Source organism: Streptomyces aureus, from assembly GCF_000725495.1.
GTDB lineage: Bacteria > Actinomycetota > Actinomycetes > Streptomycetales > Streptomycetaceae > Streptomyces > Streptomyces aureus_B.
In genome coordinates, this window is the sequence record NZ_JNZD01000013.1 from 193,238 (window position 1) to 215,466 (window position 22,229).

Here is a 22,229-nt window from a genome sequence, read left to right on the forward strand (position 1 = left end):
GCGCCGCGGCCGGGCGCCTCGGGAGTCCCTGAGGCTCCGTCGTCTCGTAGCTCATCGGTTCGAGGCTGTCGGCGGGCGCTCATGGGTTCGAGGCTGTCAGCGGGCGCCTGAACGGTTCCTGACCGTCGTACGCCCGTGCCCCCCGGGGGGTTCACAGCACGCGGCGGCGGATCAGCACGCCCAGCGCGACCAGCCCCGGGATCAGCGGGAGCCATACGGTGAGCAGCCGGTATCCGAGCACGGTGGAAGCCGCCGCGTCGCCCGGCGCGCCCGCGAGTGTCAGGGCGAGCGCGAGGGCGGCGTCCAGGGAGCCGAGGCCGCCCGGAGTCGGCAGCAGCACGGCGGCGCTGCTCGCGGCGAGGTAGACGAGGGCCACCCGGGCCGGGGACAGCGGCAGTCCGACGGCCTGCCCGACGGCGATCACCACGGTGGCGTGCAGCGCCGCGAAGGCGAGCGAGCCGCCCCACAGCGCGGCGGCCCGTGCGGGGAGTTCGTGCACGGCGCGGACGTCGCGGAGCACACAGCGCACCGCCCGCCGCAGTGGCCTCGCCAGCAGGGCCGCGGCGACGGCCACGGCCACGGCGGCGGCCGCCCAGCTGGCCACGGTCCAGGCGCTCGCCGCCGGCCTGGGCGGTCGCAGCGCCCCGGGGCAGGCCAGGGCGAGGCCGCCGATCAGTAGGGCACGGACCACGGTTCCCGCGCAGGCCTTGACGGCGAGGGCGGTCGCGGAACGGGTGAGGGGCAGTCCGCAGCGGGTCAGGAACCGCAGGTTCACGGCGCCCGCGCCGAGCCCCGAGGGCAGTACGTGGTTGGCGGAGGCGGCCGCGAACTGCACCGCCACCAGCCGTCCGGCGGGCAGCGGTTCCGGCACCGCGCCCTGCTGGGCGAGGGCCGAGCACGCCCAGGTCGCCAGGGTGGCGGCGGTCGCGACCAGCAACCAGCCCCGGTCGGCGTGGGTGAGCCGGGCGGCCCCCGCCGCGATCACCGGCCAGTGCCGGTGGGCGAGGAACGCGGCGCACAGCAGCACGAGCAGCGAGAGCAGCGCGTGCCAGCCCATCCGCCGGTCCCGCCCGGACGGCCGCCTGCCGGTGGCACTCCCATCGCACTCGACCGCGGGCGACGACGGCGCGCCCGGGCCGGGGAGGGGTCCGGGCGGTAACGGCCCGGGGCCGCCGGACGACGGGCCGGGGACCGCGTCGGCCTGGTCGACACCGCCGGCCGGCCCGCTCCCGGCCGTGATGCCGGCCGGGGTGGCCCCGGGCCCACCGCCCGGGACCCGGGCGGTGCCGGCGGCCCGGCCACGGCGGGCCGCCCGTACCCGGTCCGTGGGCGCGTCCGTGGGTGTTCTCGACGGAAGTCTCACGGTGTCCGGTTCCCCGCTCCCGGCGACACGTAGACGTCGACGTCACCGGCCCGGTGGGGTGCCCAGGCGCGGGCGTATCCGGGCGGCTCGGCTCCCGGCGCGGTGACGACGGCGACCGGCATGTGCCGGGCGGAGCGCGTGATGCCCGCCGCGGTGGCGTTGGCGTTGTGGCCGCCGGTCGCGACGGAGGAGCAGCCCGCGTAGAAGGCGATGGGCACGGACTGGTTGCCGGTCAGCGCGCAGGGCGGCCGCACGCCGAGCCGGTGCAGCGTCGCCGCCGTGACCGCCCAGCCGTGGTGGCTGTCGGTGGTGCGCCGCACGGTGGCCTGGAGCACCGCGAACTGGACCGCCAGATGCCCGGCGAGACCGGCGGCCACCAGCGTCACGAGCACCGGCCGCCACCGGCCGCCGCGGGCGGTCACCAGATGGACGAGGGCGTCGGCGACGGGGATCGCGGCGAGGGCGTAGAGCGGCAGCAGGAAGCGCGGGGCCGCGTACCCGATCATGAAGAGGTAGGGGATCCCGGCCGTCGTGGCGCAGGCCAGAAGGAGCAGGGTGGGTGCCGGACGGCGGGCCCTGAAAGCGATCACCAGGCCGAGGGCGGCGATCAGCGGCAGGACGAACCACCACGTCATCACCACGGGGTTCGGCATCCCGCCGTTGCAGGGACGGCACAGCACGCGTCCGCCCAGGCTGCGCATCTGGTCGCCGACGGCGATGTTCCAGCCGAGGCCGCCCTGGATGCGAGAACCGTCGGAGAGCCGTTGCCCCAGGCCGCCGTAGGACACGTACGCCTCGACGATCCACTCGGCCGCCCCGGCCAGCAGGCCGCCGACCAGGGCGAGCAGCGGCCGGGCCCGGCGCCACCGGGGGGCCGCCACGGCGAGGACGAGCAGGGGCAGCGTCACCCAGACCGCGTCCGGGGGCCGCATCCACGCCATCAGCGCGGCGCCGAGTCCGGTCCCCCACAGCGCCGCGCGGTCGCGGCCCCCCGCCTGCGCGCGCAGGAAACAGCCGACGCAGACCAGGGCGCCGATCGCGACCCAGTAGTTGGGCATGGCCTGCGGCCCGTAGAAGAGGGTCACCCACAGCGTCGCGAAGAGGGCGCCCGCCAGGGCGACGACCCGGACCGGGAACAGTCCGCGCCAGACGCGCAGGGCCACGAAGAGGCCGAGTCCGGAGAGCAGGGCGAGGTAGATCCGCAGCAGCGGGGTGGAGGACGACCAGGCGGCGACGGGTGCGACGAGCAGGGGGACCCCGCGGGCCCGGGGCGCGCTGAAGAAGGCGGCGGGGGCGTGCGGGGAGACCTGGCTGACGTACACGGTCTCGTCCCAGCCGAGACCCATCCCGGGGCGCACGAGAACCAGCTGGGCCAGGACGAAGGCGGCCGCGACCAGGGCGAGCGGGCCCAGGCCACCGGGGTGCCGGAGCGCTCGGACCGTCCCGTCCGGCGACCGGGGGCGCCGGGTGCCGATGAGCGGGACGTTCAGGGTCTTGGCCATCGTCCACCCTTCAGCCCTACACGCTGTAGGGTTTTTTCACCCTACAAGACGTAGGGTGAAGCGGTGACCCAGGGAATCACGGACAAACTACCGCCCACCGGAACAAGATGCCGCACACGACGGGCATCCGGGGGACGTGCGCCTGCGGCGGGCGTGCCCGAACGGAGCGCGACACGGGCCCCGTCACGGGTCGCGGCACCGGCCCCGGACCGGCGCCGTTCCGGCCTTGACTACGCGCTGTAAGGTGACGGGCATGGCTGGCACAGGTCCCCACGGAAGGGCGGAACGGCGCAGCGCGGGCGAGCTGGAGAGCGAGGTCCTCGCCACCCTGTGGGCCACCGACGACGCCCTGACGCCCGCCGAGATCCAGACCGAGATCGGCGGCGGACTCGCCTACAACACGGTGCACACCATCCTCAAACGTCTGTACGACAAGGGTCTGGTGCTGCGGGACGTTGACGGCCGCCGCGGCGCCTACCGCCCCGCGAAGAACGCGGCGCAGCTGACCGCCGAGGCCATGCACGAGGCGCTCGACCGCGGACCCGACCCGATCGCGGCCCTGCAGCAGTTCGTCACCGGCCTCAGCCGCCAGGAGGAGGAAGCCCTGCGCGACCTCCTGGGAGGGACCGGGCCGTGAGGATCGACGTGTACGTCCCGCTCGTGCTGGCGCTGCTCCTCGCCTCGGTCGCCCCGGCGGTCGGCCGGCGGGTGTCGCCGGGCCTCGCGGCCCGCGTCCTCGTCACGGCCGCCGCGCTGACCGCGGCCGCCTCCACCTGGGCGCTGCTGCTGCTCGGCGCCACCCTGGTCGACCAGGCGCCCGCGGTGATCGCCGAGGCGGGCGAGGAGGGCCGGATCCTGCCCGAGCCCGTTCCTGAGACCGTCGCCGTCCTGGCGGTGGCCGCGCTCGCCGTGGTCGGACACCGCGTCCGTCGTGTGGTGCGCGCACACCTCGCAACCCGCCGGGTGCTGCACCGACTGTGCGAGGGACACCCCCCGGACAGCGAACTCGTCGTTGCTGCCTCGCCGAGCCCGCAAGCCTTCGCGATCCCCGGCAGACCGGGCCGGATCCTGGTCACGGCCGCGATGCTCAGTGCGCTGGAACCCGCCGAGCGACGGGTCCTGCTCGCGCACGAGCGCGCCCATCTGACGCACCGGCACGCGGTGCTCTCGACCGCCGTGGCCCTGGCCGCGGCGGCGAACCCGCTGCTCACCCCCGTCCGTGACACTGTCGCCTTCCTGCTGGAGCGCTGGGCCGACGAGGAGGCGGCGTCCGCCGTCGGCGACCGGAACACGACGGCCCGCGCCCTGGCGCGTGCCGCGCTCGTCTCCCAGCGGGCCCGCCCGGGATGCGCCCTGCACTTCTCCGAGCACGCCGTCACCCGCCGGATCGCGGCCCTGCGGACGGCTCCGCCGCCGGTCATGAGGTCCGTCGGCGCGGCGGTCCTCGCACTCGGAGCCCTGCCGGCACTGGGCGCGGCCGACGCGACGGGAGACCTGGTCCAGCTGCTGGCCGGAACCCTGCCGGGTTGGTGAGCGACACCCTGCCGGGCCGGTGCGCGGGGCGAGCACCGTGGCGGGCCGGTGAGCGGGGTGAGCACCCTGCCGGGCTTGAGCGGGGCGAGAACTCTGCCGGGTCGATGAGCCGGGCGAACACCTTGCGGGGCTGGTGAGCCGGGCCGCGACGGGCCCCGCGCCGCACACCAGCTTTCAGGGCGTGGTGTGCGGGGGCGCGCTACGGTCGCGGTCATGACACCTTCCGAGACGGGTCGCCCCGGCCTCGCGCGCTCCGGGCGGGTGCGGTTCGCGACGTTCAACGTGCTGCACGGCCGGACGCTGGTGGACGGCAGCCCCGTCTCCGTGCGGGCGGCCGACGGCCCCGCCGGACCGCTCGCTCGCGCCGTCGCGTCGCTGGACGCCGACGTGGTGGCCCTGCAGGAGGTGGACCGGCTGCAGGAGCGGTCGGGCGGGGTGGACCAGGCGTTCGCCGCGGCCATGGGGGCCGGCGCACCCCACTGGCGCTACGCGTCCGCGTTCCACGGCATGGCGCGGCCGGGCGGTGGCTGGGTCCCGGAGCCGTCCGAGCCCGGCCTGCGCGTGTACGGTCCGCGCGAGGCCGAGGCGGGCGAGGGGGCGCCCTCGCACGGTGTCGCCCTGCTGTCCCGGCTGCCCGTACTCCACTGGAGGGCGCGGCGGCTGGCCCCGGCGCCGGTCCCCATGCCGCTGCGGACGCCCGGCCGCCGCGGGCTCACGGTGTCGCGGGACCAGCCCCGGGCCGCACTCGCCGCGGTGCTCGAGGGAAGCCGCGGTCCGTTCACCGTGGTGGCACTGCACCTGTCGTTCGTGCCCGGCTGGAACGTCCGCCAGTTGCTCGCGGTCCGCTCCTGGACCGCCGATCTGCCCGGCCCCCGGGTGCTGCTCGGCGACTTCAACCTGCCCGGCGCGCTTCCCCGCACCGTCCTCGGCCCGGCGGGGCCGTTGGGCGGCGGCCGGTCCGGCCCCGGAGGCGGGCGTCCCGGCCGGCCCGGTGTCGGCGCGCGGCGCGGCTGGCGGGATCTGGCCCGCACGCCCACGTATCCGGCGCACCGGCCCCTGGTCCAGCTCGACCACGTCCTGGCCACCGGGATCGACCCGGGCGCGGTCACCGGCGCGCACGCGCCGAGCACTCCGGTCTCGGATCACCGGCCGCTGGTGGTCGACCTGCTCCTGTGATCGGGCCCGCCTCCACACGGCCGGGCCCCGCGGGCGACCGGCGGACACGCGACTCGGGCCCGACACGCGACTCGGGCCCGACACGCGACTCGGGCCCGACACGGAACCCAAGGCCGGCACGGAACCCGAGGTCGGCACAGACCCTGGCATGCCCCGGGCCGCCCTGGGCCGCGCCGGCGGATCCGAGCCGCCTCGGCTGAACCAAGACCCCGCGTCCGGTCAGCGGTCGGCGGCCCGCGTCCGGCCCGTCACCCCAACTGCCCGGCGAACGCGTCGTACGCCGGTTCGTCGAAGAGCACGAAGCGAACCTCCTCGACGTCGGTCTCGGCGGCCCGGACGGTCTCCACCGCGATGCGGGCGGCGTCGTCCATCGGCCAGCCGTAGATGCCGGCGGAGACCGCGGGGAACGCGACCGTGCGGGCGCCGAGCTCGTCGGCGACGCGCAGCGACTCCCGGTAGCAGGACACGAGGAGCTCGGAGCGGTCGTCCTCCCGGGCGTAGCGGGGACCGACGGTGTGGATCACCCACTGGGCGTCGAGGTCGCCCGCGGTCGTGGCGACCGCCCGGCCGGTGGGCAGACCCTTGCCGTAATGCCCGGCGCGCAGCTTCCGGCAGTCGGCGAGGATGGCCGGGCCGCCGCGGCGGTGAATGGCTCCGTCGACCCCTCCGCCGCCGAGCAGCGAGGAGTTCGCCGCGTTGACGACGGCGTCGACGCTCTGCCGGGTGATGTCCCCCTGCACCAGCGTGATCGTGGTCATGACTGTCTCAGCCTCCTCCAGACGGCCTTCGCCGCGTTGTGCCCGGACATCCCGTGTACCCCGGGACCCGGCGGGGTCGCCGAGGAGCACAGGAAGACGGCGGGGTGCGGGGTGCGGTACGGGGAGAGCGACAGCTTGGGACGGAGCATGAGCTGGAGCCCGGAGGCGGCGCCGCAGGCGATGTCGCCGCCCACGTAGTTGGCGTTGCGGGCCGCGAGGACGGGCGGTCCGGCGGTCGCGCGGGCCAGCACGCGGTCGCGGAAGCCCGGCGCGAACCGCTCCAGCTGGCGCTCGATCGCGTCGGTGAGGTCTCCGGTCCAGCCGTTCGGGACGTGGCCGTAGGCCCAGAAGACGTGCTTGCCCTCGGGTGCCCGGGACGGGTCCACGACGCTCGGCTGCACCGTGATCAGGAACGGCGCGTCGGGCGCCCGGCCCTCGCGCGAGGCCGCCCTCAGCGCGGTGGCGATCTCCGCCCGGCTCGCCCCGACCTGGACCGTCCCGGCGGCGCGGGCCTCCTCGGCGGTCCAGGGCACGGGCCCGTCCAGCGCGTAGTCGATCTTGAAGACGCCGGCTCCGTACCGGTAGCCCTCGTAGTACCGCCCGAAGCCCGCGATGCGGGCCAGCGCCCGGGGCGAGGTGTCGAAGACGTAGGCCCGCGCGGGGGGCAGGTCGTCCAGACGCTTCACCTCGTAGTCCGTGTGGACGGTGCCGCCGAGGTCCTTCAGATAGGCGGTCAGCGCGTCCGCGATGGACTGGGAGCCGCCGCGGGCCACGGGCCAGCCCCTGGCGTGCGCGGCCAGGGCGAAGACCAGGCCGACGGCGCCCGTGGCGACGCCCTCCAGCGGCGCGATGACGTGCGCCACGAGCCCCGAGAACAGGGCTCTGGCCCGCTCGTCGCGGAAGCGGCGCATCAGCCAGGTCGACGGCGGCAGCCCGGCCAGACCGAACCGGGCGAGGGTGACGGGGTCGCGGGGCAGCGCGGTCAGCGGCAGCGACATGAAGTCGTGCGCCAGGGTGTCCCACTTGCTCAGGTACGGCGCGACGAGCCTGCGGTACGCGCCCGCGTCGCGCGGGCCGAAGGAGGCCGCCGTCTCGGCCACGGACCGGGCGAGCACCGCCGCCGAGCCGTCCGGGAAAGGGTGGGCCATGGGCAGGTCCGCGTGCAGCCACTCCAGGCCGTACCGGTCCAGGGGCATCGACCGGAAGGCCGGCGAGTTGATGCCGAGCGGGTGTGCCGCCGCGCAGGGGTCGTGCCGGAATCCGGGGAGGGTCAGCTCCTCGGTGCGCGATCCCCCGCCCACCGTGTCACGGGCCTCGAACACGGCCACCGAGAAGCCCCGGCGGGCCAGCTCCACGGCAGCCGTCAGTCCGTTCGGCCCCGCACCCACCACGACCGCATCGAGCATCGACGGCACCTTCGGACTCCTTTGTCAGCCGACGGCCACTGGGGATCAGGATATGCCGGGGGACCGACACCCTTGACGGCACGGGGCGTTGGACCGGAACAGCCCGAGCCTTGGACAAGGAGCAGCCCGAGCCTCGGACCGCGACGGGCCGAGCGCCGCTGCCGGGCGTCGGACCGCGACGGGCCGAGCGTCGCCCCCGCCCGCCCCGCAGCCCCGCCCCGCCCCGCAGCGGCGCCCCGCCCATGGAGCCCGCGCTCAGGCGCCGGCCGCCGCCCGCCGCGAGGGTGCCGCCAGCAGGTCGATCACCCGGCGGGCCGTGGCCTCGTCCCGGGCGGCCGTGAACGGCAGGGCGTTGCCGCCGGTGACGCGGAACGGCTCGCCGTCGAGCGTCAGATGGGCGCCGCCGGCCTCCTCGACCAGCAGCAGCCCCGCCGCGTGATCCCAGCTGGCCTCCCAGGAGAAGGCGGTCGCGTCCAGCTCGCCGCGGGCTATGGCCAGATACTCCAGGCCGGCCGAACCGCACGGGCGCGGCCGGACGCCCTCGACGCGCAGTCCGAGGAGCGCGTGCTTCTGCTCCTGCGTGGTGTAGTCCGGGTGGGAGGTCGCGACCTCGAGGTCGCGGCCGTCCGCGGGCGACCCGGAGCGCAGCGGCACTCCGTCGAGCACGGCCCCGCCTCCCCGGATCGCGGTGGCGAACTGCTCACGGGCGGGCGCGTACGTCCACGAGGCCCGCACCACGCCGTCCAGCACGAGCGCGACCAGCGTGCAGAACCCGGGATCGCCGTTCACGAACTGCCGGGTGCCGTCGACGGGGTCGACGATCCAGACGGGCGCGGTGCCCTGTATCTCCTCGTAGACGGCCGGGTCGGCGTGCACCGCCTCCTCGCCGACGACGACCGAGCCGGGCAGCAGCGCGAGAAGGGCCTCGGTGAGGTGCTTCTCGGCCAGGCGGTCGGCGTCCGTCACGAGGTCGTGCGGGCCGGACTTCTGGTCGATCTCGTCGGCGGACAGCTGCCGGAACCGGGGCATGATCTCGGCGGCGGCGGCCTTGCGGATGGCGCGTTCCACGTCGGACGCGCGGTGTGCGAGAAACTCGTCGATGGTTTCGATGTCTTCGATCATGGCTCCATGACAGCACGCGCCACTGACAATCCCCACCCCTCCGGGGTACCTGGGGTGGAATCCCCATGAATTCCCGGCGTCGGTGATCTCCGCAGGCCGGACGGGCCGAAGGTGATCTCCGCAGGCCGGAAGGGCGTGCCGCGAGTGATCTCCGCGGGCCGCACGGACGGGCCGAGAGTGATCGCCGAGGGCCGCACGGACGGGCCCGGAGCGATCGCCGCGGCCCTGACGGGCCTCAGCGTCCGACCGCGTACCCCTGCATCCCCCGCGGATTGGCCGCCGCCGACAGGACGCCGGTCCCGGGATCACGGGCCACCGCGCACAGCCGTCCCTCGGACCATGCCTCGGCGACCGTGACGTCGTGGCCCCGGCGGCGCAGTTCCTCCACGACCTCCGGGTCCGTGCGGGACTCGACGGTGAGACTGCCCGGACGCATGCCGCGCGGATAGAAGGAGCTCGGAAAGCCGTCGTTGTGCCAGTTCGGGGCGTCGATCGCGCCCTGGAGGTCCAGTCCGCCGCGCACCCGGGGGCGCAGTGCCACGGACAGGAAGAAGTGCGTCTGCCACTGGTCCTGCTGGTCACCGCCCGGGGTGCCGAACGCCATGACCGGCACTCCGTCGCGCAGTGCGACGGAGGGGGTCAGCGTGGTGCGGGGCCGACGGCCAGGGGTCAGGGAGTTGGGCAGCCCCTCCTCCAGCCAGGCCATCTGGAGCCGGGTGCCGAGGGGGAAGCCGAGCTCGGGGACGACCGGGTTGGACTGGAGCCAGCCGCCGCTCGGGGTGGCGGCGACCATGTTGCCCCAGCGGTCGACGACGTCCAGGTGGCAGGTGTCGCCGCGGGTGACTCCGTCGGGCGTCACCTCGGGTTCCGCGGCCGCGCGGGCCATCGTGGGCTCACCGGCGCCCGGCACCGCGAGCGCGTCGAAGCCGGGCTCCCCGGCGGCCGCCACGCGCGCGTGCCCGCTCAGCCGGGGCTCCCGGCCGCCGGGGGCACCGGGGCGCAGTTCGTACGACGCCTTGTCCCCGACGAGCGGGCGCCGGGCGGCGTTGTAGGACTCCGACAGCAGCTCGCCGAGCGGTACCTCGGCCGCGTCGCCGTACCAGGCCTCCCGGTCGGCCATGGCGAGCTTGCAGCCCTCGACGAGCAGATGGACGTAGTCGGCCGATCCGTACCGGGGCAGTTCCTCGGGGAGCAGGGCCAGCTGCTGGAGGAGGGCGGGGCCCTGGCTCCAGGGGCCGGCCTTGCACAGGGTCCAGCCCCGCCAGTCGTAGGTCGCCGGGGCCTCGTACGTCGCCGACCAGCCGGCCAGGTCGGCGGCCGTCAGGGTGCCGGTGCGGCGTTCGCCGCTGCTGTCCAGGGTGGGCCGCGCGGCCTGCCGGACCAGGGCCTCGGCGATGAATCCGCGGCGCCAGACCTCCCGCGCCGCGTCGATCTCGGCGGCCCGGTCCCCCGCACCGGAGACCTCGTCGAGCAGCCTTCGCCAGGTGGCGGCGAGGGCCGGGTTGCGGAACAGCTCGCCGGGGCGCGGCGCCCTGCCGCCCGGCAGGTAGACCTGGGCCGAGGAGGTCCACTCGGTCTCGAAGAGCTCGCGGACGGAGTCCACCGTCTCGCCGACGCGCTCCACGGGCGCGTGCCCGTCCTCGGCGTATCCGATCGCGTACTTCAGGACGTCGGCGAGCGACTTCGTGCCGTGGTCGCGCAACAGCAGCATCCAGGCGTCGAACGCGCCGGGCACGGCGGCGGCGAGCGGGCCCGTCCCGGGGACGAGTTCCAGGCCGAGTCCCCGGTAGTGGGCGATCGTGGCCCCGGCGGGCGCGACGCCCTGCCCGCACAGCACCCGTACGGGGCCGTCCGCGGGGGCCAGGATGATCGGGACCTCGCCGGCGGGGCCGTTGAGGTGGGGTTCCACGACGTGCAGGACGAACCCGGCCGCCACGGCGGCGTCGTAGGCGTTGCCGCCGTCCTCCAGGACCGCCATCGCGGACTGCGAGGCGAGCCAGTGCGTGGAGGACACCATGCCGAAGGTGCCCTGGAGGGTGGGTCGGGTCGTGAACATGCCTGCCACCTCGACGGTAGGGAGCGGTCGGCCTCGGCCCCGACTATGGCATCCGCCCGGGTCAGTACGGCAGGGCGGGCGAAGAGCCCGGGCCCCTGAGGCAGGGCGGGCGAGGACCCCACGCCCACGGTTCGCGGCACGGGTGCCGTCGTTGCCAGGGCCCGCGCGGGCCCGTACGGCAGGCCGGGCGAAAGGCCTGGCGCCCGCTGGTTCAGGGCGCGGGCTCCCAGGCCGTCGTTCCGAGGATGTTCTCGGGGCCGATGTCCAGGGGGTCCGTCAGCTTCAGGGTGACGGCCCGCTGTCCCCTCTGCGGGGCCAGCCGCAGATACACGCCGTCCTGGGCCGCCATCCTCCAGTACAGGGCCGCCCGAGCGCTCTGGCCCGGGTGAAGGGTGAAGGGCTTGGGACCCGGGTCGGCGGGAGCCATGGGCACCTTGTCCGTCCCGGTCACTCCGCGCACGCCCGTGATCGGGGCGCCGCCGTCGTCGAGCACGTCCAGGACGGCCGGGTAGCCGTTCACCCTGTAGGGCCGCTCGCCGCAGTCGGTGAGGGTCAGCGTCATGCCGCGGAGCCCCATGGCCGCGTCGACCGGCCCCGTGTCCAGGCGCAGACCGGACGCCGGGCAGTGCCCGTCCTGCGTCTTCGGCGCGGTCATCGACGGCACGGGCACCTCGATGACGAGGGAACCGTCGTCGGACGTTTCCGAGGGCGCCGGGACGGCGGTCCGGCCGGGGTCGCGCTCACGGTCGATCTCCGCGGACAGGCCGCATCCTCCGGCGGCCGTCGCGAGCAGGCACAGCAGCAGGACCTGACGCGTCCACGCACTCCGGCGGACGGCGGCGCGGGACCGAGCACCCTGCGCAGGTAAGGAGACGGTGGGGACTTCGGACCGGGCCACGGGTCCGGCGGTGCCCGTCGTCCCGGCCCGCCGCCGCTTAGTCGCGATCATTCCCCGATCATGGCACGACGGCTCCGTGGAGGGCATCGAACCGCCGGCGGCCCATCACGTTTCCGGCTGTCGACTCGCTTGCGCACAGGGCGAGTTGGGATCCCAGGGAGCCGCACCCGCGGAACCGTCGCACGATCGGGGCACACCGGCCGACACCCCCGGATCGCGGCATGGACGGAGCGCGAAGCGACCCGATCCCTACATTGCGGTGATCTTCAGGACGAACAAAACAGACATCTTGCCTCAGCTTCAGTCAATCGACGCCAAGGTGAGTCACCGTCATCACACGGGCATGACGCCGGGCGACCCTTCCGCACCACGTCGACTCATGTGACACTGGCGTCCCGTCCGCAGTGCGGACTTCCTCCGCACCATCCCCCACGAGAAGTGCGCTTTGGGTTCTCTTCCTCTGCCGCTCGCGCTCGCCGCGCGCCTGCTGCCGGTCGCTCTGCTCGCCTCCGCGGGCTGGGCCCTGGCGACGGGCCCGTCCGAAGCGACCCCCAACGCCGAGGACAAATCGACGCAAAAACAGACATCCGACTCTCCGTCGGCTCCTTCGGCCTCCGCGGCCGTGAAGACGTTCACCGCGTCACCCGCCCCGTGCGGCGGCATCCAGGTCGCGACGATCAAGTCCCTGGTCCCCGGCGCCAAGACGGCCGGCCAGGAGATCGCGTCGACCGACAAGGCCGTGCGCCGCACCTGCTCGTGGAACGCGCTGAAGGAGTTCGACTACCGCTGGCTGGACGTCTCGTACGAGATCAAGGACTCGGACGCGGCGGCGGAGAAGGCCTACAAGGACCGGGTCGCCGACAAGAGCGGCGGCGGAGCGGTACCGGGTCTCGGCGACGCGGCCTACTCCGTGGTCAACCTCAGCACCGAGGACAAGCAGGAGACCCGGGAGGGCGTGGTGATCGTCCGGGCGTCCAACGCGCTGGTGGTCGTCACCTACAACGGCAGCGACTTCGAGACCAAGAAGGCGCCCGGTACCGACGAGATCAACAAGGGCGCCATCAAGGCGGCCAAGGACGCGACGGCGGCGCTCAAGGGCGGCGCGAAGAGCTGACGGACCGCCCGGCAGCCTGGGCCGCGGGGCGGGGAGCGTCCCCGCTCAGCCTTCCCCGGCCTCGGCCCGGTGCCCGGCCCGCTGCCAGAAGCGCCGCTGGAGTCGCAGGGTGAGCACGCCGACGATCACGAGGACGAGCACGTTCAGCAGCAGCTGGAACAGCGATCCCCTGGCCTCGTGCCAGTCGGCGAAGGCCACCGAGACGGCGATGTCCGAGGCGGCGGGGATCGTGGTCACGGAGATGAAGACGCCGAGCAGCGCGCTCGCCCGCGCCTCGGTGAGCGAGACGATGCCGACGACCCCGGCGAGCGCGGCCACGACCACGGAGAACAGGTCGGGCGTGTCGATGAGCTGGGACACGGGCCGCAGCCCCTGCTCGAAGTCGTCGGACTCCAGCCCGAGCGCCCGCGACAGCGCGGAGAAGCCCAGCGTCACGGCGATGGCCAGGGAGAACCCGATCGCCAGGGCGCGCGTGCCCTCCCGGACCCGGCGGCGGTTGCCCCGGTCGATCCCCAGGGCGATGCTGACGATCGCGTCGTACTCGGGGCCGACGACCATGGCGGCCACGATGAGGATCTGGGAGTTCGACATGATCCCGACCGACCCGATGATCCCGGCGATGACCAGGAGCAGGTAGAAGGACGGCAGATAGGTCCCCTCCGCCCGGATGTGGGCCTCGACGGCGGCCTACAGCGGGGTGTGCACGAGCGTGCTGGGCTGGTCGGCCTCGATCCGCTCCGCGTGCCGCGAGAACATGATCTCGACGTCGTCGACGGCGATGGACCCGGCACGGTCGATCCCGAGCCGGCGCAGACCGCCGAGCACCTCGTTCGCGGCGCCCTTGACGACATCGCACTCGATCACGTCGCCGTCCGGCGCGCTCGCCACCGACCGCAGGACCACGAGGTTGAGGACACGACCGTCCGCGGCCAGCAGGTCGACAGCGCCCGGGGTGAGTGAAGTCGGCGTCACCATCCGGAAGTGGATCAGGTCCATCGCAGCCTTCCGAATCCGCCGGGCGGTCTCCCCGGCGTCCTGTCAGCCCAGCCGGGCGGTGAGATGGTCGCCCACCCGAAGGGCGTTGGCGATGGCGGTCAGCGACGGGTTCACGGCACCGATGCTGGGGAAGAAGCTCGTGTCCACCACGTAGAGGTTGTCCAGGTCGTGGGCGCGGCAATGGACGTCGAGGACGGAGGTCTTCGGGTCGGTGCCGAAGCGGAGGGTTCCCGCCTGGTGGGCGGTGGCGCCGATCGGCATGCCCTTGTGCAGATAGATGCTGTGCGGGAGCAGATGGTGCTCGTGCATCCCGAGCCGGCCCAGCATGCCCTGGAGCTTGTGGCGCAGCCGGTCGAGTCCGGCGATGTTGTTCTTCTCGTCCAGTGCGAGGTGGACGCCGCCGTCGGCGTCGAGGGTCACCCGGTTCTCCGGGTCCGGCAGGTCCTCGCCGCACAGCCAGAAGTCGACGGCGTGGTGGGCGATCACCTCGAAGGGCATGTCGGGCGAGACGGCGCCGGCCCAGCGCGGTGCCTCGCCGTGGATCTGGTCGGCGTCGGACTTGCCGAGCATCTGGATGCCGCCGAGCGGGTAGTCCCAGTCGTCCGCGCCGAGATACCAGTCGTGCAGGGCGAGCGTCTTCTGGAACCGGGTGGGGTTCGGTTCCTTCGACACCGCCATCAGGGCGAGGTTGTTGTGCCGCATGTAGTGGCGGCCGACCATCCCGGAACTGTTCGCGAGTCCGTCCGGGTGCCGGTCTCCTGCCGATCTCAGCAGCAGGACAGCCGAGTTGACGGCTCCGCAGGCGACCACCACGACGTCCGCGGCGAAGGTCGCGGTGGTGCCGTCGCCGAGTTCGGCGACCACTTTGGTGACGGTGCGGCCGGTGGGGTCGGTCTCGAGCCGGCGTACGTCGGCACGGGTGATCATCGTGACGTTGTCGTGCCGCAGGGCCGGATCGACGCAGATCACCTGCGCGTCGGACTTGGCGCCCAGCAGACAGGGAAAGCCGTCGACCCGGTCGCAGCGGATGCAGGCGCTGCCGTGGACCGCCCGCCCCTCGTCGTCCTGGGTCAGATCGACGCCGATCGGCAGGTGGAACGGATGCAGTCCGTGCTTCTCCAGGTCGTCGCTGAGCTGCTGGATCCGCGGCTCGTGCGCGACGGGCGGGAAGGGGTACGGGGCGCTCGCCGGGCCTGCGGTCGGGTCCTCGCCGTGCCGGCCGTGCACCCGGTAGAGCTGTTCCGCCTCGGAGTAGTAGGGCTCCAGGTCGGTGTAGTCGATGGGCCAGGCGGGTGAGATCCCGCCGTGGTGGCGCAGTTCGCCGAAGTCCTCGGGGCGCAGCCGGAACAGGGCGGCGCCGTAGAACTTGGTGTTCCCGCCGACGTAGTAGTTGACCTCGGGCGGGAAGGCGTTGCCATGCTTGTCGTACCAGTACTCGGGCGCGCGGTACTTGCCCTTGACGAAGACCGCGGTGGAGTCCCAGTTGTCCCGCTCGCGGGGGAGGTAGTCGCCGCGTTCGAGGATGAGGACGCGCTTGCCGGTCGGCGCCAGCCGGTGGGCGAGGGTCCCGCCGCCCGCGCCGGTGCCGATGATGATGACGTCGTACGTCTGATCGCCTGCCACGAGGGGTCCGATCTGGAGTCGTTGCCTGCCCTGCAGCGCCTGCCCTGCAGCGCCCGCCCGCGCGGTCAGGGGCGGCGGGGCGGCAGGGCCGCGACACCGCCCCTGCGGGTCCGGTTCCGTCCTTCGCAAGCTACAGCGGGCCGGGCGGGGCGGCACCTCAGGAGGGCCGCCCGCGGGCGGTCCCGTGCGGCTCCTCGCGGGGCGGTCACAGGACGGCGATCGGGTTCACCGGGGAGCCGGTGGCGCCCGGCAGCCTCAGCGGTGCGACGACGCACAGGAAGGACCAGCGGCCCTCGCGCCGGCAGAGCGGCACCAGGTCCTCGAACCTCAGGTAGTCCAGCAGATGGACGCCCATCGCGTGGACCTCGTCGGTCTGCCCCGCTCGGGGCGGGGCTGAGGGGAACGCGCTCGGGGGACGGCTCGTGCAGCGCGGCGTTCCGACCCAAGCACCTCGCGCGGCCCGGGCACGGACCCGGCGCGCCGGACGGGCGCCGTTGGCCCGGCTGCGTCACCGGGACGGACGAAGCTTCCTCGGCGTCCGGCCGCCGGACGGGGTTCCGGGGGGTGACGGCCGGCGGTTCCCCCGTGTCCCGCTTGCGCCGCGGCGCGACGGCTCGCACCCTCGACGCGTGCACATGACCGGACGTCAGCTGACGCTGCGACACGGCGGCCACGCCGCGGACGTGGTGGAACTCGGAGCGGCCCTGCGCTCCTACACCTTCGAAGGCCGCGAGGTGGTCCACGGGTTCGGCCCGGACGACCTCATCACCGGCGGGCACGGCCAGATCCTCGCACCGTGGCCGAACCGGGTGGGCGCGGGGCGCTACCGGTGGCGCGGGGAGGACCAGCGGCTGCCGCTGTCCGAACCCGACAGCGGGAACGCCATTCACGGGCTGCTGCGCTGGAACGCCTGGCAGGTGACCGGATCCGACGCCGCCGTTGCCGAGCTGGAGACCGGTCTGTGGCCGCAGCCCGGCTATCCCTTCCGGCTGCGGGTCCGGGCCCGGTACGCGCTGGACGACGCGGGCCTCGAGGTCACCCTGACCGCCTGGAACGAGGGCGATGAGACCGCTCCGTACGGGGTCGGCCAGCACCCCTATCTCACCGTCGGCACGGACGCCGTCGACGACGCCACGCTCACCGTTCCGGCGGGGACCTGGCTGCGCACCGACGAGAAGGGACTCCCGGTCGCGGAGGAGCCGGTCACCGGCACCCCGTACGACTTCCGCGAGCCGCGGGCCATCGGGGCGGACCGGCTGGACACCCCGTTCGGTTCGCTCGTGCGGGACGCCGACGGGAGGGCCGTGGTCCGGCTGGCCCACCCCTCGGACGGACACGGCGTGGACCTGTGGCTGGCGGAGGGCACGGAGTACCTCCAGATCTACACCGGTGACACGCTCGCGGAGCCGGAGCGGCGCCGGGCCGTCGCGGTCGAGCCGATGTCCTGCCCGCCGAACGCCTTCGCCGACGGGGTCGCGGTCGTCGCCCTGGAGCCCGGCGATCACCACACGCTGCGCTGGGGCATCACCCCCTGGTGAACCCGACCCGTCGCGGGGCCCCGGTCAACCGGGGCCCCGCCTGCCGTCAGGCCGCTCGACGGCGGGCGTCGAGGCTGAACACGGTGTAGAGGGTGAGGGAGGAGGCGAGGCCGACGGCCCAGCCGTAGTCGGCCAGCGGCTTGAGGAAGGGGATCAGTCCGTCCGCCGGGAACGGGCCGCCGTAGGAGCCGCCGACACCGAGGAGACCGCCGACCACGAAGGCCGTGACAGCCCGCCAGTTCCAGCCGTGCGCGTACCAGTAGGCGCCGTGCGGGCGGTAGAGCTCGGCGAGGTCCAGGTGCGTGCGGCGGACGATCCAGTAGTCGGCGATGAGGATGCCGGCCACGGTGCCGAGCAGACCGCCGACGACGCCGAGCCAGGTGAAGATGTAGATCTGCGGGTCGGAGATCAGCTTCCACGGGAAGATGACGATGCCGACCACTCCGGTGATCATCGCGCCGGTGCGGAAGGTGACGAACCGGGGGACGAGGTTGGAGAGGTCGTAGGCGGGTGACACGACGTTGGCCGCGATGTTCACGGACAGCGTGGCGATCATGACGGTGAGCAGGGCGAACAGGATGCCGACCGTCGAGTCCATCTTCGCGGCCAGCGCGATCGGGTCCCAGATCGGGGCGCCGTAGACCGCCTGGGAGCCGGAGGTCACCAGCACCGACAGCAGCGCGAAGAGCGTCATGGTGGTCGGCAGTCCGAGGGCCTGGCCGCGGATCTGCGCCTTCTGCGAGCCGCCGAAGCGGGTGAAGTCCGGGATGTTCAGGGACAGCGTCGACCAGAAGCCGATCATGCCCATCAGAGCGGGGAAGAAGACCTTCCAGAAGTCGCTCCCCCAGCCCAGCTTCGAGGGCTGGTCCAGCAGCGGCCCGAAGCCTCCCGCCTTCACGCTCATCCACACCAGCAGGGCCAGCGCGCCGACGATGACGAACGGCGCCGCCCAGTTCTCGAAGCGGCGCAGCGTCTCCATGCCCCGGGCGATGATCGCCATCTCGATCAGCCAGAAGATCAGGAACGACAGCCACTGCGTCCACGGGTAGCCGCCGACGTGCGAGGCGTTCTGCCAGCCGGAGCCCAGCAGCTTCCCGGCCAGCAGGAAGATCCCCTCGCCGCCGATCCAGGTCTGGATGCCGAACCAGGCGCAGGCCACCACGGCCCGGACCATCGCCGGCAGGTTCGCGCCGCGCAGCCCGAACGAGGCGCGGGCGAACACCGGGAACGGGATCCCGTACTTGGTGCCCGCGTGGCCGGTGAGGACCATCGGCACCAGCACGATCACGTTCGCCAGGGCGATCGTGAGGACCGCCTGCTTCCAGTCCATGCCGAGCGCGACCAGGCCGGAGGCCAGGGTCCAGGACGGGATGTTGTGGGCCATGCCGACCCACAGGCTCAGATAGTTGTAGACCCCCCAGGTCCGTCTCTCGATCGGGACGGGCGCGAGGTCGTCGTTGACGAAGCGGGAGTCGTCCAGGACGACTCCCTCGGCGAGGGCGACCCTGCCGTCGGGGCAGGTCTGCTGGGTCGTGGACGGTCCGGGTATTGAGGGGGCGTCTGAGGACATGGGGACCACCTCGGGTCGCGGGAACTGGGCGGGTGCGGGGAAGCACCCCGATCCCCTTCCCGGGACGGCGGGAAGGGGAGACAGAGGGGACGGCCTTCGGTCAGCGCCCGCTCACGGCGGGGATGACCCGCGCTCCGTAGGCGTCGATGGTGGCCTCCTGGGCGTCGTGCATGTCGTACACCGCGAACTGGTCGACGCCCAGCTCGCGCAGCGCCTTCAGCTTCTCGATGTGCCGTTCGGGCGTGCCGATCAGGCAGAAGCGGTCGACGATCTCGTCGGGCACGAACGCGGTGTCGGGGTTGTCGGCGCGTCCGTGGTGGGAGTAGTCGTAGCCCTCGCGGGCCTTGATGTAGTCGGTGAGTTCGTCGGGTACGGCGCCGGAGTGCTCGCCGTACTTGGACACGAGGTCGGCCACGTGGTTGCCGACCATGCCGCCGAACCAGCGGCACTGCTCGCGCGCGTGGGCGAGCGCCTCGGGCGAGTCGTCCTTGGTGACGTACGCGGGCGCGGCCACGCAGATCGTCACCTCGGCGGGGTCGCGTCCGGCCGCGGCCGCCGCCTCCTTCACGGCCTTGACCATGTACTCGGTGAGGTAGAGGTCGGCGAGCTGGAGGATGAAGCCGTCGGCCTCCTCGCCGGTCATCTTCAGCGCCTTCGGGCCGTACGCGGCCATCCAGACCGGCAGTTCGGCCCCGGGCCGTACCCAGGGGAACTTGACGACCGTCCCGCCGAGGTCGGCCTCCTCGCCCCGGCCCAGCGCTCGGATGACCTTCATCGCACCGCTGATCCGGGCCAGGGTGTTGGGCTTGCGTCCGGCGACGCGCATCGCGGAGTCGCCGCGCCCGATGCCGCACACCGTGCGGTTGCCGTACATGTCGTTGAGCGTGGCGAAGGTGGAGGCGGTGACCTCCCAGGTGCGGGTGCCCGGGTTGGTGACCATCGGGCCGACCGTCAGCTTCTCGGTGTTGGCGAGGATCTGACTGTAGATCACGAAGGGTTCCTGCCAGAGCACGGCGGAGTCGAAGGTCCAGCCGTACGTGAAGCCGTTGGCCTCGGCGCGCTTCATCAGGTCGATGACACGGGAGGCCGGGGGGTCTGTCTGCAGGACGAGTCCGAAGTCCATGGCGCCACTCCTGGTCGCTCAGAGAAGGTACTGACAGGTGGAACGGGGGGTGTAGACGCCGTGGCCCGCGCGTCCGGTGAACTCCCGGTCGGTGATGACGGCCTCGCCGCGGGAGAGGACGGTCTCGACCCGTCCGGTCACGCGCCTGCCCTCGTACGCCGAGTAGTCGACGTTCATGTGGTGGGTCTCGGCGGAGAGGGTCTGCTCGGCGCCCGGGTCGTAGATGACGACGTCGGCGTCGGCGCCGGGGGCGATGGTCCCCTTCTTCGGGTACAGGCCGAACATCCGGGCCGGTGTGGCGCAGGCGATCTCGATCCAGCGGCGGCGCGAGATGTGTCCGTCGACGACGGCCTGGTGGAGCAGGTCCATGCGGTTCTCGACGCCGGGAAGCCCGTTGGGGATCTTGGAGAAGTCGCCGCGGCCCAGTTCCTTCTGGCCGACGAAGCAGAACGGGCAGTGGTCCGTGGAGACGACCTGGAGGTCGTTGGTGCGCAGCCCGCGCCACAGGGCCGCCTGGTGCTCCTTGGGCCGCAGCGGCGTGCTGCACACGTACTTGGCGCCCTCGAAGTCCGGTTCGGCGAGGTTGTCGGTCGACAGGAACAGGTACTGGGGGCAGGTCTCGCCGAAGACGTTCAGCCCCTCGTCGCGCGCCCGGGTGAGTTCGGCGACGGCCTCGGCCGCGGAGACGTGCACGACGTAGAGCGGGGCGCCCGCGACCTGGGCCAGCCTGATGGCGCGGTGGGTGGCCTCGGCCTCGAGAAGCGCCTTGCGCACCTCGCCGTGGTAGCGCGGGTCGGTCTCGCCGCGGGCCAGCGCCTGTTCGACCAGGACGTCGATCGCGATGCCGTTCTCGGCGTGCATCATGATGAGCCCGCCGTTCTCGGCGGAGCGCTGCATGGCGCGCAGGATCTGGCCGTCGTCGCTGTAGAAGACGCCCGGGTAGGCCATGAACTGCTTGAAGGAGGTGACCCCTTCCTCGACGAGCAGGTCCATCTCCTTGAGCGTGTCCTGGTTCACGTCGGAGACGATCATGTGGAAGCCGTAGTCGATGGCGCAGTTGCCGTCGGCCTTGGCGTTCCAGGCGTCGAGGCCCTCGCGCAGGGAACGGCCGACGCTCTGGACGGCGAAGTCCACGATGGTGGTGGTGCCGCCCCAGGCGGCGGCCCGGGTGCCGGTCTCGAAGGTGTCGGAGGCGAAGGTGCCGCCGAAGGGCAGCTCCATGTGGGTGTGGGCGTCTACACCGCCCGGGATCACGTACTTGCCGGTGGCGTCTATGGCGCGGTCGGCCGTCCACGACTCGGCCGCGGGCGTGCCCGACGCGGCGAGGGCGGCGATCCGGCCGTCCTCGATCAGGACGTCGGCGTGGATCTCGTCGGACGCGGTGATGACGAGACCACCCCGGATGACGGTACGGCTCATGCTCCCTCTCCTTCCGGTCGTGCGTGCGCTTCGGTCGTGGTGGGGCTGTCGGGGGCGTGGGAGCGGCCGGCCGCGCCCACGGCCGGGGCGGGGCCGGCCGCCCGGACGGTCGGGGCGCGGGCAGCGGCCGGGACGGTCAGGACGCGGGCAGCGGCCCGGGCGGTCAGGGTGCGGTCAGCGGCCCGTAGGCGCCCGGGGCGCGGTCGCGGTAGAACTGCCAGCGGTCGCGGACCTCGCGGAGCCTGGCCATGTCCAGGTCGCGGACGACGAGTTCGCTCTCCTTGTCGCTCGCCACCTCGCCGACGAACTGGGCCTCGGGGTCCACGAAGTACGAGGTCCCGTAGAAGTCGTTGTCGCCGTACTCCTCCTGGCCGACCCGGTTGATCGCACCGACGAAGTACTCGTTGGCGACGGCCGCGGCCGGCTGCTCCAGCTGCCAGAGGTAGCCGGACAGACCGCGTGAGGTGGCCGAGGGGTTGAAGACGATCTCGGCGCCCGCGAGTCCGAGGGCCCGCCAGCCCTCCGGGAAGTGCCGGTCGTAGCAGATGTAGACGCCGATCCGGCCGACGGCCGTGTCGAAGACGGGCCAGCCGGAGTTGCCGGGCCGGAAGTAGAACTTCTCCCAGAATCCCGGCACTTGGGGAATGTGGGTCTTGCGGTACTTGCCCAGGTAGGAGCCGTCGGCGTCGATCACGGCCGCCGTGTTGTACAGGACGCCGGGCTGTTCCTCCTCGTACATCGGCAGCACCAGGACGAGGCCCAGTTCCTTCGCCAGCGCCTGGAAGCGCCGGACGATCGGCCCCTCGGGGATCTGCTCGGCGTACGCGTAGAACTCCTTGTCCTGGACCTGGCAGAAGTAGGGTCCGTAGAACAGCTCCTGGAAGCACAGGACTTGAGCACCCTGCGCGGCCGCGTCGCGGGCCGCCTGCTCGTGGACCTGGATCATCGATTCCTTGTCGCCGGTCCATGCGGTCTGGAAGACGGCGGCGCGGATCACTCTGCTCATCGGGACCTCCGGTCGCTCGGTGTCCG

At 73.2% G+C, this 22,229-nt stretch carries 19 protein-coding genes and 1 pseudogene; 5 read left to right on the forward strand and 15 right to left on the reverse strand.

What is annotated here, in order from left to right; genetic code table 11:
- Window positions 1–151: 151 nt before the first annotated feature.
- The gene (locus IO36_RS19380) at window positions 152–1,057 is read right to left on the reverse strand and encodes a lysylphosphatidylglycerol synthase transmembrane domain-containing protein (protein ID WP_051900654.1); all 906 of its coding nucleotides are present in this window, start codon (window positions 1,055–1,057) and stop codon (window positions 152–154) included.
- Window positions 1,058–1,359: 302 nt separating this feature from the next.
- On the reverse strand, window positions 1,360–2,865 hold the full coding sequence (locus IO36_RS19385; protein ID WP_037621519.1) for a hypothetical protein: 1,506 nt from the start codon (window positions 2,863–2,865) through the stop codon (window positions 1,360–1,362).
- A 253-nt stretch (window positions 2,866–3,118) separates the two neighbouring features.
- On the opposite strand from IO36_RS19385, the gene IO36_RS19390 reads away from it, so the two are divergent.
- The 3 genes from IO36_RS19390 to IO36_RS19400 all read left to right on the forward strand — a co-directional run bounded on the left by IO36_RS19390 (window position 3,119) and on the right by IO36_RS19400 (window position 5,574).
- Window positions 3,119–3,502 carry a BlaI/MecI/CopY family transcriptional regulator gene (locus tag IO36_RS19390; protein WP_037621521.1) on the forward strand — a complete coding sequence of 128 codons (384 nt, stop codon included), beginning with the start codon at window positions 3,119–3,121 and terminating at the stop codon, window positions 3,500–3,502.
- Window positions 3,499–4,398, forward strand: a complete 900-nt coding sequence (locus IO36_RS19395) for a M56 family metallopeptidase (RefSeq protein ID WP_037621522.1) — start codon at window positions 3,499–3,501, stop codon at window positions 4,396–4,398. The genes IO36_RS19390 and IO36_RS19395 overlap by 4 nt, the downstream gene beginning before the upstream one ends.
- 213 nt (window positions 4,399–4,611) lie before the next feature.
- Window positions 4,612–5,574 (forward strand): endonuclease/exonuclease/phosphatase family protein, encoded by a 963-nt coding sequence (locus tag IO36_RS19400; RefSeq protein WP_051900657.1) that lies wholly within the window; start codon window positions 4,612–4,614, stop codon window positions 5,572–5,574.
- Between the two features lie 248 nt (window positions 5,575–5,822).
- Here the strand turns inward: IO36_RS19400 and IO36_RS19405 are convergent, their stop codons facing one another.
- The 5 genes from IO36_RS19405 to IO36_RS46885 all read right to left on the reverse strand — a co-directional run bounded on the left by IO36_RS19405 (window position 5,823) and on the right by IO36_RS46885 (window position 11,865).
- Window positions 5,823–6,332, reverse strand: a complete 510-nt coding sequence (locus tag IO36_RS19405) for an O-acetyl-ADP-ribose deacetylase (RefSeq protein WP_037621526.1) — start codon at window positions 6,330–6,332, stop codon at window positions 5,823–5,825.
- A complete protein-coding gene (locus tag IO36_RS19410; protein ID WP_037621956.1) occupies window positions 6,329–7,738 on the reverse strand; it encodes a phytoene desaturase family protein in 1,410 nt (469 codons plus the stop codon). The genes IO36_RS19405 and IO36_RS19410 overlap by 4 nt, the downstream gene beginning before the upstream one ends.
- Before the next feature lie 255 nt (window positions 7,739–7,993).
- On the reverse strand, window positions 7,994–8,860 hold the full coding sequence (locus IO36_RS19415) for an inositol monophosphatase family protein (protein ID WP_037621528.1): 867 nt from the start codon (window positions 8,858–8,860) through the stop codon (window positions 7,994–7,996).
- Window positions 8,861–9,095: 235 nt separating this feature from the next.
- Window positions 9,096–10,916: a gamma-glutamyltransferase family protein gene (locus IO36_RS19420; protein WP_037621529.1), complete on the reverse strand. Its 1,821-nt coding sequence runs from the start codon at window positions 10,914–10,916 to the stop codon at window positions 9,096–9,098.
- A 211-nt stretch (window positions 10,917–11,127) separates the two neighbouring features.
- Entirely contained in the window at window positions 11,128–11,865 is a 738-nt protein-coding gene (locus tag IO36_RS46885; RefSeq protein ID WP_051900659.1) for a DUF4232 domain-containing protein, read from the reverse strand.
- A gap of 394 nt (window positions 11,866–12,259) precedes the next feature.
- On the opposite strand from IO36_RS46885, the gene IO36_RS19430 reads away from it, so the two are divergent.
- Window positions 12,260–12,928, forward strand: a complete 669-nt coding sequence (locus IO36_RS19430) for a hypothetical protein (protein WP_037621531.1) — start codon at window positions 12,260–12,262, stop codon at window positions 12,926–12,928.
- Between the two features lie 45 nt (window positions 12,929–12,973).
- Here IO36_RS19430 and IO36_RS49195 read toward each other — a convergent pair whose 3' ends face one another.
- The 4 genes and pseudogenes from IO36_RS49195 to IO36_RS44660 all read right to left on the reverse strand — a co-directional run.
- A complete protein-coding gene (locus IO36_RS49195; protein ID WP_342455123.1) occupies window positions 12,974–13,519 on the reverse strand; it encodes a DUF389 domain-containing protein in 546 nt (181 codons plus the stop codon).
- A gap of 96 nt (window positions 13,520–13,615) precedes the next feature.
- Complete coding sequence (locus IO36_RS49200) at window positions 13,616–13,924, reverse strand: hypothetical protein (protein WP_342455124.1); 309 nt, start codon at window positions 13,922–13,924, stop codon at window positions 13,616–13,618.
- 42 nt (window positions 13,925–13,966) lie between these two features.
- Window positions 13,967–15,547 (reverse strand): GMC oxidoreductase, encoded by a 1,581-nt coding sequence (locus tag IO36_RS19440; RefSeq protein ID WP_037621532.1) that lies wholly within the window; start codon window positions 15,545–15,547, stop codon window positions 13,967–13,969.
- A gap of 205 nt (window positions 15,548–15,752) precedes the next feature.
- Window positions 15,753–15,911: pseudogene (locus IO36_RS44660) on the reverse strand (cyclase family protein); the annotation flags it as partial.
- Window positions 15,912–16,182: 271 nt separating this feature from the next.
- On the opposite strand from IO36_RS44660, the gene IO36_RS19445 reads away from it, so the two are divergent.
- Window positions 16,183–17,085 (forward strand): aldose 1-epimerase family protein, encoded by a 903-nt coding sequence (locus IO36_RS19445; protein WP_037621534.1) that lies wholly within the window; start codon window positions 16,183–16,185, stop codon window positions 17,083–17,085.
- Window positions 17,086–17,131: 46 nt separating this feature from the next.
- Here the strand turns inward: IO36_RS19445 and IO36_RS19450 are convergent, their stop codons facing one another.
- The 4 genes from IO36_RS19450 to IO36_RS19465 form a co-directional block, all read right to left on the reverse strand.
- Window positions 17,132–18,655 (reverse strand): NCS1 family nucleobase:cation symporter-1, encoded by a 1,524-nt coding sequence (locus tag IO36_RS19450; RefSeq protein ID WP_037621536.1) that lies wholly within the window; start codon window positions 18,653–18,655, stop codon window positions 17,132–17,134.
- Window positions 18,656–18,755: 100 nt separating this feature from the next.
- Entirely contained in the window at window positions 18,756–19,778 is a 1,023-nt protein-coding gene (locus IO36_RS19455) for a TIGR03842 family LLM class F420-dependent oxidoreductase (protein WP_037621537.1), read from the reverse strand.
- Window positions 19,779–19,796: 18 nt separating this feature from the next.
- On the reverse strand, window positions 19,797–21,197 hold the full coding sequence (hydA, locus tag IO36_RS19460) for a dihydropyrimidinase (RefSeq protein WP_037621538.1): 1,401 nt from the start codon (window positions 21,195–21,197) through the stop codon (window positions 19,797–19,799).
- Between the two features lie 163 nt (window positions 21,198–21,360).
- The gene (locus tag IO36_RS19465) at window positions 21,361–22,203 is read right to left on the reverse strand and encodes a nitrilase-related carbon-nitrogen hydrolase (RefSeq protein ID WP_037621540.1); all 843 of its coding nucleotides are present in this window, start codon (window positions 22,201–22,203) and stop codon (window positions 21,361–21,363) included.
- Window positions 22,204–22,229: the final 26 nt, after the last annotated feature.